Below are 20,098 nucleotides of genomic sequence, written 5' to 3'. Positions count from 1 at the left end.
AAATACTATAATCTTTTTTAGACTAGACTTCAAACTGCCGATTCAACTTTAACTGACTTTTTAATTTGTTCCAATAAAATTTAATCTATTGTATTATTTTTAAATATCATAAAATAAATGGTTCAAAGCAGAAAAAGTTCCTTCAGTTCATAATAATTAGGCATAAGCACATCATTTTACTCATTAAGATATCGATACTATCGCTTTTACTGAACGAATTTTAAAATGAAAGTCATAATCGTAACTTCTGTTTTTTTAAAGCAAACTAAAAACTTTATCCCTATTTTTGCACAAATTATTTTAATATGATTCCAAATGATACGATTGTAGCTTTAGCAACGCCTTCTGGCGCTGGAGCTATCTCAGTAATTCGAGTTTCCGGGAAAGAAGCCATTACGATTTGTGAACCAATTTTTAAATCGATTCGAAATAAAAAATTGACAAAACAAAAATCGCATACTATACATTTAGGCCATATTATTGATCAAGATCGGTATATAGATGAGGTTTTAGTGTCTTTGTTTAAAGGACCAAATTCGTATACTGGCGAAAATACCATTGAGATTTCATGTCACGGTTCTGTGTATATTCAACAGCAAATTATTCAACTATTATTACGAAGTGGTTGTAGAAATGCGAATGCAGGAGAATTTACCTTACGCTCTTTCTTAAACGGAAAACTAGATTTATCTCAAGCGGAAGCTGTAGCAGACTTAATTGCAAGTGATTCAGAAGCATCGCATCAATTGGCAATGCAACAAATGCGTGGTGGATTTAGTAATGAAATCAAAAACTTGCGTGAAGAACTCTTAAACTTTGCTTCACTAATAGAATTAGAACTAGATTTTGCAGAAGAAGATGTTGAATTTGCTGATCGTACACAGTTTAAAACCTTAGTAAAACGAATTCAGTTTGTCTTAAAACGTTTAATTGATTCTTTTGCGGTTGGAAACGTAATTAAAAACGGAATTCCAGTAGCGATTGTTGGTGAACCAAATGTGGGGAAATCTACCTTGTTAAATGCATTGTTAAATGAAGAACGTGCAATTGTGTCTGACATTGCTGGAACAACACGTGATACTATTGAAGATGAATTGATTATTGATGGAATTTCCTTCCGTTTTATTGATACTGCTGGAATCAGAGAAACGAAAGATGTAGTAGAAAGTATCGGAATTCAGAAAACATTTGAAAAAATTGAACAAGCACAAGTGGTGATTTACCTTTTTGATGCTTCTCTCCTATCCAATGATATAGAAAAGTCAAAAATAATGTTGCAGGAAATTCATAAGCTTCAGAATAAATTTCCGCAAAAACCAATTGTCATTGTTTCTAACAAGATTGACAAAGGTGATGAAACATTCATCAAAAACACCTTTGAGTTTGACAACCTATTGTTACTTTCTGCCAAAGAAAACATTGGCGTTGACGAATTAAAAAACAAACTCGTTTCTTTTGTAAATACTGGTGCATTACGAAACAATGAAACTATTATCACAAACACGCGTCATTATGATGCGTTACTAAAAGCATTGGAAGAAATTGACAAAGTACATTACGGTTTAGAATCTGGTTTATCAGGTGATTTAATGGCAATTGATATTCGACAAGCCTTATATCACTTCGGAGAAATCACAGGAGAAATTACAAGTGACGACTTGTTAGGGAACATCTTTGCAAACTTTTGTATTGGTAAATAACTATTGCATATACTTTTTGTTTTTGTGAAGACTTTCTCTTACATTTAGTCTTGCCCTAACAACCTATCATACAAATGCGTACGTTTTATTTCCTGTTTCTAACTTTATTATTACCTTCTCATAGCAGTTTTGCTCAAGAGAAAGATTCCACCTTAGTGGCATTTGAAAAAGTATTAGCAGAAGCTCCGAATGATTCTTTAAAAGTAGAAGCATATCTAAAAATAGGGAATTATCAACTGCGCCGCGATTTTAACAGTGTCTTTTCTTATTTAAATAAAGCACTCAAAATCATTGAATCACCATCAAGCAATTACAATTCTGAAATACAAAAAGCAGGAATTTTACAGCAATTTGGTTTGGTATATAGAAGGCGTGCTAATTATTCCGAAGCCTTACGAAACTATTATAAAGCCTTGAAAATCTTTGAAAAGTATAATGATTCTATTGGTTTAGCTTCTAGTCATAACAATATTGGTAATGTACTTATTTATCAAAGGGAATTTGAAAAAGCTAAAAAAGTACTTCACAAAGCCATTGCAATCAATATAAAATTAAAACGTCCAAGAAGTATTGGACACAATTATAATATTCTTTGCAGAGCTTATAAAAAAGATAGTGAAATTGATTCGTTAAAGTATTTTTTAGATAAAACCTTGACATACTACACCGAAGCAAATTATGAAGAAGGCGTGCATCAAGTAATGTCAAATATGAGTAATCTTTATGTTCGAGAAAAACGATATAAAGAAGCGCTTGACTTGCAATTAAAATATCTGGGCTATGTAACTAGTATTCAAAAAAAGACCTCGATAGCTGCTGCTCACTATAACTTAACCCGAATTTACATTCAATTAAAAGACTACGATAAAGCCTTATTTCATATAAATACGTCTCTTGAGCTTGCTAAAAAGGAAAAAATGGGACGTCGTTATTTCTTATCCTTTAGAAGGCGAAGTTTAGTGTATAATAATTTAAAAGATTATTACAATGCCTTGGAAGATTATAGAAGGTATGTCAAAGCACGCGATAGCATTTTAAACATAGATAAGATTAAAGAAATCCGTGAGATTGAATTAAACCATGAGTTTGAAAAAGAACGTTATGTCGACAGCATCCAGTTTGCACAAGAAAAAAATGTGCTCATGCTCAAAACTGAAAACGAGACGCTTCAAAAAAAGTGGTACTTAGCATTGTTTATTATTACTTTATTTACTATAGTTGTCATTATTTATTTCGGAATGAAATACTTTAAAAAGCTTCGTCTCCGAAAACAACTGGAAGCACAAAAACTTAACACGAAAATTGATAAGTTAAGTACTGAAATTAGTTCTAAGAAGGAAGAAATTACCGAATTAATGACAGAAACCATCATTCACTTAAATACCAAAGAGAAACTAACTGAAAACCTCAACAAACTTTCCAAACAAGAAGAAGGTGTTTCTTTAACTGGAATTATTGCCGAACTCAAGGCGGATAAATTAGAAGATTCAAAAATTGTTTTACTAAAAGAAAACATAGAAACGCTCAACTATGAATTCTTAAAACGCTTGCGCGAAAAGCATTCAAACTTAACCAAAACCGACATTGAAGTTTGTTCTTTTATCAAATTAGGTTTATCACGAAACGAGATTTCTGAACTTAGAAAGACAAGTTTAGAAGCCATAAAATCTACGCGATTTCGTTTAAAAAAGAAGTTGAAATTATCTGCTCAAGATTCTTTAGATAATTTTATAAAATCAATATAATCAGCAATTTACACAAACTGCACCCTATTCTGCACCCTATAGTTTCTTTTTAAACCTACATTTTTTTTCTAGTATTGCCTCATCATTAACGATGTAGCGATATCTACAATGAAAAAAATAGTAAAACATCTAAAACGTATTTTTTCAAGAACTCGAAAAGAGCCTTCTTCTTTGGAAATCTTAGAATCCAAAAAAGAAAAGATGAAGGCTGAATTAGAATCACTATCAGAATTTGAAATTTTTTTAAAAGAACTAACTAAACAACAATAACCTATCATGATTAAAAAGCCCATTTTTATTGTATGTCACTATGTTCGACTGTGTATACAAACCACACGTAGAACGGCATATTCAAACAAAAAACAACTAATAAACATACTATCTCTTTTTTTCTTACTACATGCTTCGTACATGCATTCACAGTCCACATGCCCTTTTGATGAAAGTGTATTCTCGGGGACAATTACAACGACTACTGCTGGTGCTACAAAATTAAAAGCGAGTGATGCAGCAAACAATCATAGATTTGGAGAACGCGTCGTTATTGATGGAAATATTGCCGCTGTAGCTTCTCGTAGCAATGGTGCAGCAGCAGGAAAAATATACATTTTCACGAATGATGGTGCTGGAAACTGGACAGAACAAACCATACTGACAGCAAGCGATGATTTTGCTGGAGATAATTTTGGTTCAGATATAGCGTTGGAAGGAAACTATCTACTAGTTGGTGCACGATCACAACTTAATGGTAGCAATGTAGATACTGGAGCTGCCTATTTATTTGAATACAATGGAGTAAATACATGGACGGAAGTAAAAAAGTTTGAACCTAGTGATGGAGCTAGTGGATATCGTTTTGGTGAATCTGTAGACTTAGAAGGAAATATTGCACTTGTTGGAGCTAGAAATGGTTGTACTGGCGGATGTGCTTATTTATATGAAAACGATGGCACCAATACATTTACCTATACAGAAACAAAACTGGAACCTCAAGTACAATCAGGATATTCTGGTGCTCGCTTTGGAAACGATGTACATGTAAAAGATGGACGCGCTTATGTTGGCGGACCTTATGATTATTCTTCTGTTGGAAGAGCTTCTGCTGGATCGGTACAAATATGGGATCAAGCAAATGATGGAACTTGGTCACGCACGCACAGATTAAGAGGTACAGAAACCTCAGAATCTTTTGGCTGGGCAATAGATGTTGAAGGAGATTATTTGGCAATTGGAGCCATGAATTTTGAAACAGGAACAACTACAGAAGCCGATCTAGGACGTGTGTTTGTGTATAAAGCAGATGCAAATGGTGATTATTTGGAAGCCAACAGAGTCATGATTCAAAATGATGATAAAGATAGTTTTACAGATCAACGCTTTGGAACCGATGTGGTTTTAGAAAATGGTTATTTATATGTGGGAACTTGGGGAGATGGAACTATTAATGGTGACGCTGTATATATATTTCAGGATGATGGAAGCAACAACTGGACACAAATTGCAAAAATAACTTCTGGAGGTGGATGGGACGAGTTTGCTAATAAAGCTGTCGATGTATCTTTTCCGTATTTATTGATTGGACAAAATGAAGATGATAGTCCTTCAAATTCAGGTTCTGTATACTTTGTTCCGTTAGCAAATCAAATAGCTCCTGTAGCATCCATTACAGAAACAGTTGGTGTAAATATCTCGCAGAGTAACGGAATTATCAAAGTAAGTTTTGATGATGAAGCTACGGAAACTCAAATTAAATTTAGTATTGATGGCGGAACCACCTATCCGTATATTTTTGATGATACTTTAGGCACTGAAGAAATTACAAACCTGGCTATAGGAACCTATGATGTTTGGGTTGCTTTTGATGAAAGCTCCTGCCCTATTAGTTTAGGAAGTTTTGATATAAACGAAATAGCATATACCAGTATTCCAGATACAAACTTTGAAGCTGCGCTAGAAGTACTAGGTTATGATGATGTTAGTGGCGATGGACAAGTGCCAACATCATTAATTGAAGTAGTGACAGATTTAAATGTTTCCAACGATGGAATAGCCGATTTAACAGGAATTGAAGATTTTACAGCCTTAGTTGATTTAAGATGTCATATAAATAATTTGACCACATTAGACATTAGCAACAATGCCAATTTAGAGCAATTACGTTGTTATGATAATCCAATAACGAGTTTAGATGTATCAAGCAATGCACAGCTTAGTTTTTTAAATGTGAGAGATTGTAGTTTAACTTCGTTAGATGTAACAAATAACACCTTACTAACTGGATTAAAATTCTTTGGAACTACGATTACCACAATCGATTTATCTCAAAATACACTCTTAGAAGAATTAGATTGTAAAAGTACAAGCTTAGTAAGTTTAGAACTTTCAAACAATACTGCACTAACAAGTCTTATTGCACATACCAATCCTAGTTTAAGTTATTTGAATATGAAGAACGGAAACAATACCAATGTTTCTACTTTCCAAACACATTCAAGTCCAAACCTAAGCTGTATTATTGTAGATGATGCTGCATATAGTACTACTAACTGGACAAATATTGATGCAGCTAGTAGTTTTAGTGATACGTATTGTCGCTATACTGCAATTCCTGATGCAAATTTTGAAGCAGTTTTAGAAGGCTTAGGATACGATGATATTTCTGGTGATGGACAAGTGCCAACTGCGTTAATTGAAGTGGTAACTGATTTAACTGCTCAATTTCAAAGTATTACTGACTTTACAGGTATTGAAGACTTTACAGCTATTGAAAACCTTACGATTTCTTATAATAGTTTTACCTCTTTAGATGTTAGTAACAACGTAAATCTTACGCTTTTAAACTGTGGATATAGTAATTTAACAAGCATAGACGTAAGTAACAATCTAGCACTAGAAACCTTGTGGGTTAATGAGACTGATGTGAGTTCTTTAAATCTTGAGTTAAACACCAACTTAACAAGCTTGACAGCAAGCAGCATGAGTAATTTAACATCTCTGAATATTAAAAACGGTAACAATACCAATGTAACTCAGTTTACAACCGTTAATTCTACAAATCTTAGCTGTATTTTTGTCGATGATCCAGCATATAGTACTACAAACTGGACTGATATTGAGTCAACTACTTTTTTTAGCAATACATACTGTGCTTATACAGCTGTTCCGGATACAAATTTTGAAGCGGCTTTAGAAGCTTTAGGATATGATGATATTTCTGGCGACGGTCAAGTTCCTACTGCGCTTATTGAAGTTGTAACCTCTTTAAACATAACAAATGATGGTATTACAGATTTAACCGGTATTGAAGACTTCAGAGACTTAACCAATCTTTTATGTTCAAACAATGCGCTTGGAACAATTGACATTTCTAACAATACAAATCTTATTCAATTAAATGCGCATACCACGTCTATAACAAGTATAGACTTATCTAATAATCTATTGCTGGAAAATGTAGTGCTTTATGGAAACTCATTAACAAGTATAGATGTAACTAACAATACACAATTAAGAATATTAGATCTGTTTCAAAATCAAATTTCGGAATTGGATCTTCAGACAAATCTATTATTAGAAAATCTTATGATAGATAATAACGATCTTATAAGTTTAGATCTGAGCGCCAATACTGCTATTACTCAATTAATATGTAATAACAATAATAATCTTTCTTATTTGAATGTTCAAAATGGCAATTATAACAATGTAACTACTTTTGTAGCCAATAATAATTCAAGTTTAACGTGTATTCTGGTAGATGATGCGGCATATGCTACAACAAATTGGACAAATATAGATGTAACAACAAGTTTTAGTGATACCTATTGTTTATATACAGCCATACCAGATACAAATTTTGAAGCAGCTTTAGAAGCTTTAGGTTACGATGATATTAGTAGTGACGGACAAGTGCCAACAAAACTGATAGAAGTGGTAACGTCTTTAAACGTAGCTAGTGCATCTATTTCAGATCTAACAGGAATAGAAGATTTCGCAGCACTAGAAAGATTAACATGTAATGATAATTCCATTCAGGACTTAGATTTAACCAATAACAGCCAGTTGGAATACATTAAATGTAATGAAAATGGAATGGACAACTTAAACTTAACTGGCTTAACCAATTTTGAAGAACTAATAGGATATTATAATGATTTTACGAGTTTTGATTTTTCTGGTCATCCAAATTTGAATAAAATTTCTTTATTTGGAAATAGTTTAACCTCTTTAGATGTATCAAATAATCCTGCATTATTGTTTGTCCGTTTAGATCAGAATAATTTAACAGAGCTAAATGTAAAAAATGGTACCAATACAAACATCACATACTTTAATACTAATTCAAATTCGAATCTAGCCTGTATTTTAGTCGATGATGCTGCTTATAGTACAACGAATTGGACAAGTATAAATGGAACAACAAATTTTAGTGATACCTATTGTGAATACACCGCTATTCCTGATTCAAATTTTGAAGCTGCTTTAGAAGCATTAGGATATGATGATATTTCTGGAGATGGACAAGTACCAACTACTTTGATTGAAGTAATAACTGTTTTAAATATAGAAAATGAAGCTATTTCAGATTTGACGGGTATTCAAGATTTCACGGCTTTAGAAAACTTATTTGCCGCAGATAACATATTAACAGCAATCGATGTATCTCAAAATTCTAATTTAAGAATTTTAGATATCGCAAATAGTTCAGTGTCAACGATAGATGTATCAAATAATTTAGAATTAACCGATTTAGCAATTAACAACAATGGACTTTCAAATTTAGATGTTACTCAAAATTCTAATTTGAATAAGATGTACGCTACAGGTAATAGTTTGTCGACTATAGATTTATCAAATAATTTAGAATTAACCCATTTGTATCTAATTGACAATAGTTTAAGTGAAATTGATCTATCTCTAAACACAGATTTACAGTTTGTGGGGCTTTCTGGAAACATGTTGTCTACTCTAGATTCAAGTAATAATCCATTACTGCAATATTTAGATGTTCAAAGCAATATATTAACTAGCTTGAATACGAAAAGTGGTGGTACGGTGACTGCTTATATGTTTTTGTATGCAAATAATAATCCTGACCTCACTTGTATAGTAGTTGATGATATTGATCACGCGAATAGCGGTGCTTACATTATAGATATGCAAACAAGTTTTAGCGATACCTATTGCCGTTACACAGCAATTCCAGATACCGATTTTGAAGCTGCATTAGAAGCTTTAGGTTACGATGATATTTCAGGAGATGGTCAAGTTCCAACGGCTTTAATCGAAGTGGTTACATCTTTAAACCTAAATGGATACAGTGTTTCGGACTTAACTGGTATCGAAGATTTTATAGCAATTGAAACGTTAAACTGTAGAGGTAATAATTTAACCAGTATTGATGTTAGTAATAACCTCTTTTTAGATACACTCTGGTTAGCTAATAATTCTCTTAGTGCTATAGATGTATCAAATAATCCATTATTGGAAAAATTGGAAATTACCAATAGTACTCTTATTACTTCATTAGATCTTTCTAATAACCCATTACTTGAATTATTAGAAGGTAATGACACAAGTATTTCAAGTATAGATTTTAGTAATAATTTAGTTTTAGAAGATGTAGATATACGTAATACACAATTAACAGCTATAGATGTATCATTACAAACTGCATTAGTAACAATTAAAGTAAGTAACAATCCAAACTTAAGTTCCCTGAATGTAAAAAATGGGAACAATACAAATATTACTGCATTTCAGTCTGCTTCAACACCAAACTTATCTTGTATTCTAGTGGATGATGTAGTTTATAGTACCACAAACTGGACAAATATTGGTGGAACAAATAGTTTTAGCAATACCTATTGTGAGTACACAGCTATTCCTGATTCAAATTTTGAAGCTGAATTAGAAGCTTTAGGCTATGATGATATTTCTGGCGACGGACAAGTACCAACAGCGTTAATTGAAGTAGTAACGAATCTAAATCTTTCCAATGACGGAATTACAGACGCAACAGGTATAGAAGACTTTATTGCCTTAACTAACTTAAATGTTTCTGACAATACATTGGGAACGATCGATATTACAAACAATAGCAATCTTCAAATACTTTCTGTAAGTGGTTGTAGTTTAACGAATCTTGATATTTCTCAAAACACAGCACTTCAAGAATTGTATGCGGATTCTAACTCTTTTACAAGTATAGATACTAGTACCAATACAGTTTTAACAAGTATAGTTGTGTATGGAAATCAGATTGCAAATGCTGATTTTTCAACGAACACACTCTTAAAAACGTTAGATCTCTTTCAAAACAATTTAACAACATTAGATGTGAGCAACAATACAGCTTTAGAAGCTTTATTTTGCGATAACAATGATCTAGAAATACTTGATGTATCAGCAAATACAGCATTAACAACACTTATCTGTAATGACAATGAATTGACAAGTCTGAATCTGCAAAATGGAAATAATACATCATTAGCTTCTTTTAATGCTACAAATAACGCTGGCTTGTCTTGTATTTTGGTGGATGATGTTGCGTATGCTACAACCAATTTAACTAACATAGACGGAGGCGTAACATTTAGCAGTACATACTGTCGCTATACAGCAATTCCAGATGCAAATTTTGAAGCGGCTTTAGAAGCCTTAGGATATGATGACATTACCGCAGACGGGCAAGTTCCTACAGTACTAATAGAAACAATAACTACGTTAAGTGTCTTAGAAAAAAGTATTGCTGACCTTACAGGAATCGCTGATTTTGTGGCATTGACAAGTCTTGATGCACGTAGAAATGATTTGACAAGCTTAGATGTAAGTAACAACACATTGTTGGAAACACTGCTTTGCCAAGAAAACAATGTATTAGCAAGTTTAAATGTAAGCAACAATGCTGCACTAAGTTTCTTGGTTTGTGATAACAATCAATTGACGACACTTGATATTAGTGCTTGTGTTGCATTAGAAAGTATCAACATTTCAGACAATCCAATTACAGCTATAAATACAGATACAAATATAGTGTTGGATACTTTTACTGCTGAAAACACAAGTCTTGAGGCACTCGATTTTAGTAACAATCCAGCAATGATAGAACTAGAAGTGACTAACAGTAACTTGAGATCATTAAACTTTCAAAATGGAAACAATACCAATATCTCAGACTTCTATGTAACAGGAAATTCAGCATTAAACTGTATTCTGGTAGATGATGCTGTCTACAGTACAACAAACTGGACAGATATTGATGTACAAATTAGTTTTAGCGATACTATATGTTTAGATTATACCTACGTACCAGATGATAATTTTGAAGCAACCCTTGAAGCATTAGGATACGATGATATTTCTAACGATAACTTTGTCCCAACGGCTTCCATCATAGGAATTACAGAATTAAACTTAAGAGATGATAATATTGCTGATTTAACTGGTATTGAAGACTTCCAAGCATTGATCCAATTAAACTGTTCTAAAAACGTACTGACTTCACTAGATATAAGTAATAATACAGCTTTAGAAATCTTATTTACAGGAGAAAACCTATTAACGAGCATTGATGTATCAAACAATACAAATTTGGGGTATTTAGATGTAAATGATAATAACATCAGTACGCTAGATGTATCAAACAATACCGCATTATATAATTTAGATGTTTCTGAAAATAACTTTTCAGCCATAGATGTAACCATGCTTACAAGCTTAGAATCGCTTTCACTGTCTGACAACTCTTTTTCAACAATAGATGTTTCAAACAATACATTACTTAAAAATTTTGATGCAGACAATTGCCAACTTACAAGTTTCGACGCAAGTGGTTTGGCTAATTTGGAATCCATATCAATACAATCTAATTCAGACATCACTACATTAAACACAACTGGCGCTACCAGCTTAACAAATTTAGTAGTTCGTTTTGGAAAGCTTGCTGCTGTAGATATCAGCACCAATATCAATTTGAATCTCATTTTCTTAGACGGTCATGACTTCACAAGTTTTGATATGACTAACAATCCATTAGTAACGATCTTAATTGCTGGAAGTAATCCTTTACTAACAACGATGGATTTACGAAATGGAAGTACCGAAACAATAAATTTATTCCAAACTACAGGAAATGATTTATTAACCTGTATCAATGTGGACAATCCTGCGTATGCAACGGCTAATCTCACAAATATTGATGCGCATACAAGTTTCGGAATTACTTCATGTGGTGTATATGCATATGTGCCAGATGATAACTTTGAAGCAGCATTAGGCGTATTAGGATACGATGATATTGCAAATGACAATCAAATTCCGCTTGCCAACATAGACATGCTTACGTCATTAGATGTATCTGGAGAAGGCATTATTGATCTTACGGGAATTGAAGAATTTGTAGCCTTAACTTCATTAGATGTAAGCGGAAATGCTATTGTAGACTATGATTTTAGCACAAACCCATTAATCAGTACGTTAAATATAGCTAACAATCAACTCGTTATTTTTGATGTATCTACAAACACAGCATTAACGGATATAAATGTGAGTAATAACCAATTGCTCTCGTTCAACATTCAAAATGGTACCAACACAAATATCACAAATTTTGATGCGACAGGGAATTCAGGTTTAGAATGTATTTTAGTAGATGATGCTGCCTACAGTACAACCAATTGGACAAGTATAGACATGCAAACGGCTTTCAGTGAAACCGATTGTACAACATATACCGCAATTCCGGATGCAAACTTTGAAGCTGCCTTAGACGCTTTAGGATATGATAATATTACTGGTGACGGACAAGTTCCTACACTATCTATCAATACGATTGAATCGTTAAATGTTGCTTCCGAAAATATTGCTGACTTAACAGGGATTGAAGACTTCGTAGCATTAACGACCTTAGATTGTAGTTTGAATCAATTAATAACAATAGATGTTTCTCAAAATGTAAACTTAATTGATTTAGATGCAGACGAAAACCTGTTCACAGCAATCGATATTAGCAACAATACATTATTACAAGATTTAGATTTAGATAACTGTTTAATTGCAAGCATCGATCTGTCTGCCAATACGCAACTAGTTGATGTTGATTTAGAAGGAAATGAACTAATAACCATCGATCTTACAAACAATTTATTACTAGAAGTAATTGATTTAGAATCGAATAATCTAAAAAGCCTTGATGTCGCAAACAACACGCTATTGGAAGAATTAGACATTGAAAACAATGATGTAGCAGGCTTAGTATTGCCACTTTCTACGAGTTTAGTTGACTTTGATGCAACAAACAATCTGTTAACAAGTATTGATGTGTCTTCGTATGTAAATCTAGAAATTCTAGACTTAGACGAAAACCAATTCACAAGCATTGATGTATCGCAAAATAGTGCATTAACTCGATTACGAGCAGAAGACAATAATTTGATTGCTTTAAGTGTAAACAACGGAAACAATACAATCATATCAAGTTTTAGTGCGGTTAACAATCCAGATTTATACTGTATTTTAGTAGACGATGCTGCCTACAGTACAACCAACTGGACAAACAAAGATGCACAAGCAACCTACAACGAAACAAGTTGCGACTTTGTTATTGTAGATGTAGATGTCTTCTTGCAAGGTGCTTTAATCAATCCAAATACAGGCGAAGAAAGCCTAATGCGCGACGACTTACGAGTTGCTGACGGTTTATACGGAGCAACTTCACCTTATGGCGATGGCGCTACCATTAGTGAAGGTATCGGACTCGATGATGAAGGCGTAAACTCAACGGTCGATTGGATTTGGGTAGAGTTACGTGATAAAAGTAATCCAACAACTGTTATTGCTGGACAATCTGGAATTTTACAGCGTGATGGAGATATCGTTGCTACTAATGATGATTTAGCAACTCCTTTAACTTTTGATGCTGTCCCTGCTGGAGATTATTTCATCGTAGTAAAACATCGAAATCATTTAGGAATCATGTCATCAACGGCGATTACACTAAAGCAAGTTTCTACAACGATTGACTTTACCGATGCTACCAACGAAATAACTTACGGAAGCAATGCACAAACAACTTTTGGAATGCCAACAGATGTTGCTGCCATGTGGTGTGGAAATGCAAATGAAGATACAATTGTACAATATTCAGGAGTAAGTCCAGATACGCCAAACATTCTATCAACCGTATTAAATGACGCTGGAAACTTCCTTAATTTCCCAACCTATGTAGTAAGCGGATATGATGCAAATGATGTAAACATGGATGGAAACATTCAGTACTCTGGAACTGATCCAGATGTGCCATTCATCTTGCAAAATGTATTAGCGCATCCAAGTAATTTCTTGAACTTTAGTACGTATCAAATTATTGAACAATTACCTGAAAACGAATAAGTATTCATCTTTTTTAGAAACCTTGCTCCTATGCATTTACACTGCTTTTAAAAAGCATAAAACATATAAGTAATTTATAATGAATTGAAACAAAAAACATGATATTCAAGTACGATTAGAAGTTCTAATCGTACTTGAAAAAAGATAAAAAATAGCCAACAATCAAACCCTTAATTTTTGAACCCAAACATGCCTACCAAAAAAAAACATACGCCTTACAGGAAGAATAAATTCCTACTCATTTTTACTTTCCTACTTTCAATAGTATGGAGTTATGGTCAACAATGTGGAACGTTAATGAAGCCACTATCCATAGAAGAACGCGCTAACGAAGCAACCAGAGTTATTGAAGGAGAAGTGATTAGCAGCCAGAGTTATTGGGATGCTAATCGTCATAACATATACACTGTTCACACGATTTCAGTATATAAAAAAATGCTGGGAGATAATACAGCAACAATTAAAATTGTCACTACAGGTGGAAAAGTTGATGATGAAATGCAAGTCACTTCTAGTGCCGCGCATCTAAACGTTGGTGTAACAGGTGTGTTTTTTCTAAAAGCATTTACTGGAACTATAAGAAATGCTGGCACACTCTATAAAATGGTTGGAGCCGCACAAGGATTAATTAAATATGATAAACATACCAATAAAGGATCGGATGTATTTTATAGCTACAATTCTATTCAAGAAGATATTTTAGACAGTATAAAAAATACAACAGGAAGAGGTATTGAAACCATTCAAAATCGTCCAGTTATTCTTAACGCTAATAGAGCAATACTTGCAACTCCATCAATAAGTAACTTTTCGCCTACATCGGCTAGTGCCGGAACACAAACGATACTAACCATTAATGGTTCTAATTTTGGATCGACAATGGGCGAAGTAAGTTTTTCAAATGCAGATGATGGAGGAAACTCTTATGTAGCTGCGTTTGACTCCGAAATTATCAGTTGGTCTGATACACAAATACAAGTAGAAATTCCATATGCATCAGGAACAGGTGATTTTAGAGTCACAAACAATACTGCTGAAACAGGAACCAGTAGTTCAAACCTAACAATTATTTACAATCATCAGGCTGCTAGTGATGGAACCACGCATTATCCATCAATTTTACAAGATGATGATGGAAATGGTGGCTATACTTTTCAATACCATACCGATTTTAATTCAAGCTCGGCTAAAACGTATTTTGAAGATGCTTTTGATCTTTGGAATTGCGAATCGGATATAAACTTTACGTTTGGCAGTACAACAACTACAGACGAATCTATAAATGATGGAATCAATATTGTACGATTCGATAACGGAAGTGAATTAGCATCGGGAGTTTTAGGGCAAGTGACAACACGATTTTTAGGTACGTGTGGTTCAACAGGAAAAGCCATCGTATCTGAACTTGATATTACTTGGAATGATGATATAAACTGGTATTATGGGAGTGGTAATCCTGGAGCTTCTCAATACGACTTTAAAAGTGTTGCATTGCATGAATTGGGTCATACACATCAATTAGGACATGTTATTGATACAAATGTTATCATGCATTATGCTATTGGTTCAGGTGACAGCAGTTATACATTAAACCAAAATGACATTGATGGCGCTGTGTATACAATGAATTTATTTACACAAACTGCAGGTTGTGGTATTACTGCCATGAGTACGCAAGTAAATTGTTGTGATGCAGCTGCTGTAACGACAGATCCAAGCAATGATGAAGTTTGCGAATTAGAAGATGCAACGTTTACTTCAGCTGGTACAGACTACGATTCGGTACAATGGCAAGTAAATGACGGAAGTTGGTCTAATATATCAAATGGCTCTACCTATGCTGGAGTTACAACTACTACCCTAACTATTAGTGATGCAACCTATGCACTAGATGGGAATTTATATAGACTCAGCTATACCAATGCCTGCGGAGATTCTACAAACTCAAGTAGCGCTACATTAACGGTCAACGAATACGTAGTTGCAACAGTAGCCGTTCAAGATGAAACATGTACACAAGCTAACGGAGAAATAACATTTAGTTTTGATGCGAATAGTAACAGAACCAATCTAGAATTTAGTGTAGATGGCGGAAGTACGTATCCATACAATTATGATGATACGGACGGATCTGCAACAGAAACAGGATTTGGTGCCGCAACCTATAATATTTGGGTGCGTTGGGGAGATAACGATTGTCCAATAGAATTAGGAGACTATATCATAAATAATCAATGTACGTATACAGCTATTCCAGACAGTAATTTTGAAGCTGCATTAGAAGCTTTAGGCTACGATGATATTTCTAGTGACGGACAAGTGCCAACGAGTTTAATTGAAACGATCACAACATTAGATATAGATGGTGAAAACATTTCAAACCTAACAGGAATTGAAGATTTTACAGCCTTAGAAGAATTAAATGCGGATAATAACTCGCTAACTAGCGTAGATTTTATTGATCTAGTGAATTTAAAAATAATATACTTATCAGATAATTCATTGTTAAGCATTGATGTGACAGACAATATAAATTTAGAAACATTACACTTTAGAGACAATAGTTTAAGTACTCTTGACCTTAGTAATAATGGCAACTTAAAAAGTTTAGCATTTCAATACAATTCAATCACAAGTATAGACTTAAGTAACAATACTTTATTAACTGGTATCGCTTGTAGAAATAATGGTTTAACAAGTTTAGATCTTACAAATAATACGGCTTTAATTAATGTGTACGCACAAAGAAATGACATTACGGATGTTGATTTAAGTAATAATCCAGATTTAGAAATTGCAGCGTATGCACATAATGAATTAACGTACTTTGATATTAGAAATGGAAACAACACTAATATAACTACATTTAATATTTCTAACAACAGCAACTTATCCTGTGCTTTAGTAGATGATGCAGCCTACAGTTCAACAAACTGGACAAACATAGATGGCACAACAAGTTTTTCCGAGAGCTATTGTCGTTATACAACAATTTCAGATTCAAATTTTGAAGCAGCTTTAGAAGCTTTAGGATATGATGATATTTCTAGTGACGGACAAGTGCCTACTGCGCTTATTGAAGTAGTTACAAATCTAGATGTAAGCGATGAAAGCATTTCAAATTTATCAGGAATAGAAGGCTTTACAGCACTTGTAGACTTAAATGTCCAGGATAATAATTTGTCTGTGTTAAATTTAAGTAGCAATCTACTTTTGGAAGATTTAAACTGTTCATCAAACAATTTCTTCTACTTAGATCTTAGCAGTAATCTTTTATTAAACTCTTTATATGCAGATAATGGTTGGTTGCTTGAGCTAGATATTAGTGCCAATACGCAACTTCAATATCTGTACTTGGTAAATAATAATTTAACGAGTTTAAACTATAAAAACGGAAATAATACAAATGTACTATTCTTCAATACTACTGGGAATTCTAATCTAACGTGTATTCTTGTGGATGATGCAGCCTACAGTGCAACCAATTGGACAAGCATCGATGCTGAATCTAGTTTTAGTGACAGCTATTGTCGTTATACGAATATCCCAGATGCTAATTTTGAAGCAGCATTAGAAACTTTAGGTTATGATGATATTTCTAGTGACGGACAAGTGCCAACAGCATTAATTGAAGCCTTAACAATTTTAGATATAAGTAATAAAAACATTGCTGACTTAACAGGAATCGAAGATTTTGCAGCATTAGACGCACTAGATTGCTCTAATAATCAATTAAATGAAGTTGATTTCAGTAGCAATACGCTCTTAACGTATTTAGATATATCTTCTAACAATTTGCCGGTATTAAATGTGCCTACATCTATTGTTAATTTGGTTGCGAATTCGAATAATCTAGTATTTATGGATCTTACTAGCCATACAGCATTAGAAGAACTTTCTGTAAACGACAATGATCTTATATACTTGAATCTTCAAAATGGTACAAATACAATTATTTACAATCTAATCACCACAAATAATATTGATTTAAACTGTATTATAGTAGATGATATAGCGTATAGTACAACCAATTGGACTAATATTGATAATACAACAAACTTTAGTACTTCCTACTGTAGATATACGCAAATACCAGATGCTAATTTTGAAACACGATTAGAAAATTTGGGATTAGACGATATTTCTGGAGATGGTCAGGTGCCAACTGCACTTATTATCGATCAAGAATCCTTAGATATTTCATTTGGAAGCTCAGGAGCTATCTATGATGTAACAGGAATTGAAGATTTTTATTCATTACTTAATTTAATATTGAATGATAATCTAATGACAAGTGTCAATCTATCTTCTAACGCAAACCTTGGATTACTAACCGCAAATAATACAGCATTAACAAGTGTTGATCTATCAGCAAATACTGAATTATATTTTGTTAGTCTAAATGACTGTGACGATTTATCTTCTCTAAACCTTCAAAATGGTAACAACACAAAACTGATTTCAGATTCGTCTTTTCAAGCAAGTAATGTACCTAACCTTTCTTGTGTATTGGTAGATGATGAATCGTATGCGAGCACTACTTGGGTTAATTTTATTGATTCGCAAATTGTCTTTAATGAGACAGTTTGTACAACAGATTATGCTTTATCACTAAAAGTATTTTTGCAAGGTGCTTTAATAGATCCAAATACTGGAGAAGAAAACCTAATGCGTGACGATTTGCGTGTTGCTGATTTGCTACCAACTACAAGCACGTATACAGACTTGATTACTTGTGAATCTTCTGTGTTTACAGTAACAGGTGATGATGCTATTGTAGATTGGATTTGGGTTGAATTAAGAGATGCAACAGACAATACAATCGTTTCACATGCGCGTTCTGCATTGTTACAACGTGATGGTGATATTGTTGATGTAGATGGTGTTTCAGTACTCAATTTTGCTACGATTGATGATTCCTATTACATAGCAATTAATCACCGAAATCACTTAGGAATTATGTCATCAACAGTCATAACGTTCAATAAAGTTTCTACAACGATAATTGACTTTACAGATGCAACCAATGAAATTACCTATGGAAGCAATGCACAAACAACTTTTGGAATGCCAACGGATATTGTTAGCATGTGGACAGGAAATGCGAATGAAGATACCATAGTTCAATACTCTGGAACCGATCCTGATACGCCAGACATTCTATCAACCGTACTAAACGATGCTGGAAACTTCCTAAACTTTCCAACCTACGTGGTAAGTGGTTATGATGCCAATGATGTAAACATGGACGGAAACACGCAATACTCTGGAACCGAACCTGATGTACCATTCATCTTGCAAAATATATTAGCGCATCCAAGCAACTTTTTAAACTTTAGCACCTATCAAATCACTGAACAATTACCTGAAAACGAATAAAAAAACAATCATGAGTAGAAAAAAATTAATCATACTATACATCATTACCCTACATTTATTTTCATTTCAAATAAATGCACAAGAAGGATACACGTATACCTTAATTGATAATGGAAATTACAGCTACACCATTGGCGCTGTTCCAAACACAAGTTCATCTAACTTTGCTACATCGGTGCAGAGTTATGGTTTTACGATTATTGTTCCCGATGGCGTAACAGCAAGCGTCACTTCTTCATTAGGAAGTGCCGCTTCTGCAACGTTCTTTGATGGAAATAATGTAGCGCAACCAACTATTGATGGTTATTTAATTACAGAAACACTTGGAAGTCCTGTGTCAATAGCTGCACCATCTACAGGAACAACCACAAACATCGTTACGATTCAAATAAATGGTTCGCCAACTTCAGGAACGATGTATATCTTAGAAAACAATTCCGCTTTAGCGACTACAGTAACACCGTTAAAAAGTTTTATGCAAGCCGATATGGTTGATAATGCTATGGCAGAATTTGTAAATGTAGTAGATCCAAATGCAGCAGCAGTTTCGGGTGATAGTTCATTCAATTTTGCAACACTTTCTCTTGAAAGAAATGAACTACCTGAAGTAACTATTTATCCAAATCCTGCAGAAGATATTGTAAACATTAGCGCAAACACGCAATTGCAAAAAGTAGATATACATACGACAAATGGACAACTTGTATTTTCATCAGAAAACAATCTAGAAACAATCAATATCAGTAATTTTCAAAGCGGAATATATCTTTTAAAAATGTATTCTAAAAACGCACAAAAAACAATCAAACTTGTTAAAAAATAAAATTTAGTTTTGTTTAGTTTAGCTAAATTGTGAGGTAACTTAGATTTGGGCATTTAGTT

General features: G+C 33.5%; 5 protein-coding genes and 1 pseudogene. All 6 read left to right on the top strand.

Annotated features, from left to right (window positions below; translation table 11 throughout):
• Nucleotides 1-305 precede the first annotated feature (305 nt).
• The 6 genes and pseudogenes from mnmE (at nt 306) to ACUUYC_RS18190 (ending at nt 20,039) form a co-directional block, all read left to right on the top strand.
• The gene (gene mnmE, locus ACUUYC_RS18215) at nt 306-1,700 is read left to right on the top strand and encodes a tRNA uridine-5-carboxymethylaminomethyl(34) synthesis GTPase MnmE (RefSeq protein WP_474268108.1); all 1,395 of its coding nucleotides are present in this window, start codon (nt 306-308) and stop codon (nt 1,698-1,700) included.
• A gap of 74 nt (nt 1,701-1,774) precedes the next feature.
• Nucleotides 1,775-3,445 carry a tetratricopeptide repeat protein gene (locus ACUUYC_RS18210; protein ID WP_474268106.1) on the top strand — a complete coding sequence of 557 codons (1,671 nt, stop codon included), beginning with the start codon at nt 1,775-1,777 and terminating at the stop codon, nt 3,443-3,445.
• Nucleotides 3,446-3,553: 108 nt separating this feature from the next.
• Entirely contained in the window at nt 3,554-3,715 is a 162-nt protein-coding gene (locus tag ACUUYC_RS18205; protein ID WP_474268105.1) for a hypothetical protein, read from the top strand.
• A gap of 141 nt (nt 3,716-3,856) precedes the next feature.
• Entirely contained in the window at nt 3,857-13,837 is a 9,981-nt protein-coding gene (locus ACUUYC_RS18200) for a hypothetical protein (protein ID WP_474268104.1), read from the top strand.
• A 189-nt stretch (nt 13,838-14,026) separates the two neighbouring features.
• Nucleotides 14,027-15,436 (top strand): annotated as a pseudogene (locus ACUUYC_RS18195) (matrixin family metalloprotease); the annotation flags it as partial.
• Nucleotides 15,437-19,226: 3,790 nt separating this feature from the next.
• Nucleotides 19,227-20,039 (top strand): T9SS type A sorting domain-containing protein, encoded by an 813-nt coding sequence (locus tag ACUUYC_RS18190; protein ID WP_474268103.1) that lies wholly within the window; start codon nt 19,227-19,229, stop codon nt 20,037-20,039.
• The last annotated feature ends 59 nt before the right edge of the window (nt 20,040-20,098 follow it).

Source organism: Kordia sp. E, from assembly GCF_056033805.1.
This window is presented reverse-complemented; position numbering and strand designations above follow the sequence as displayed.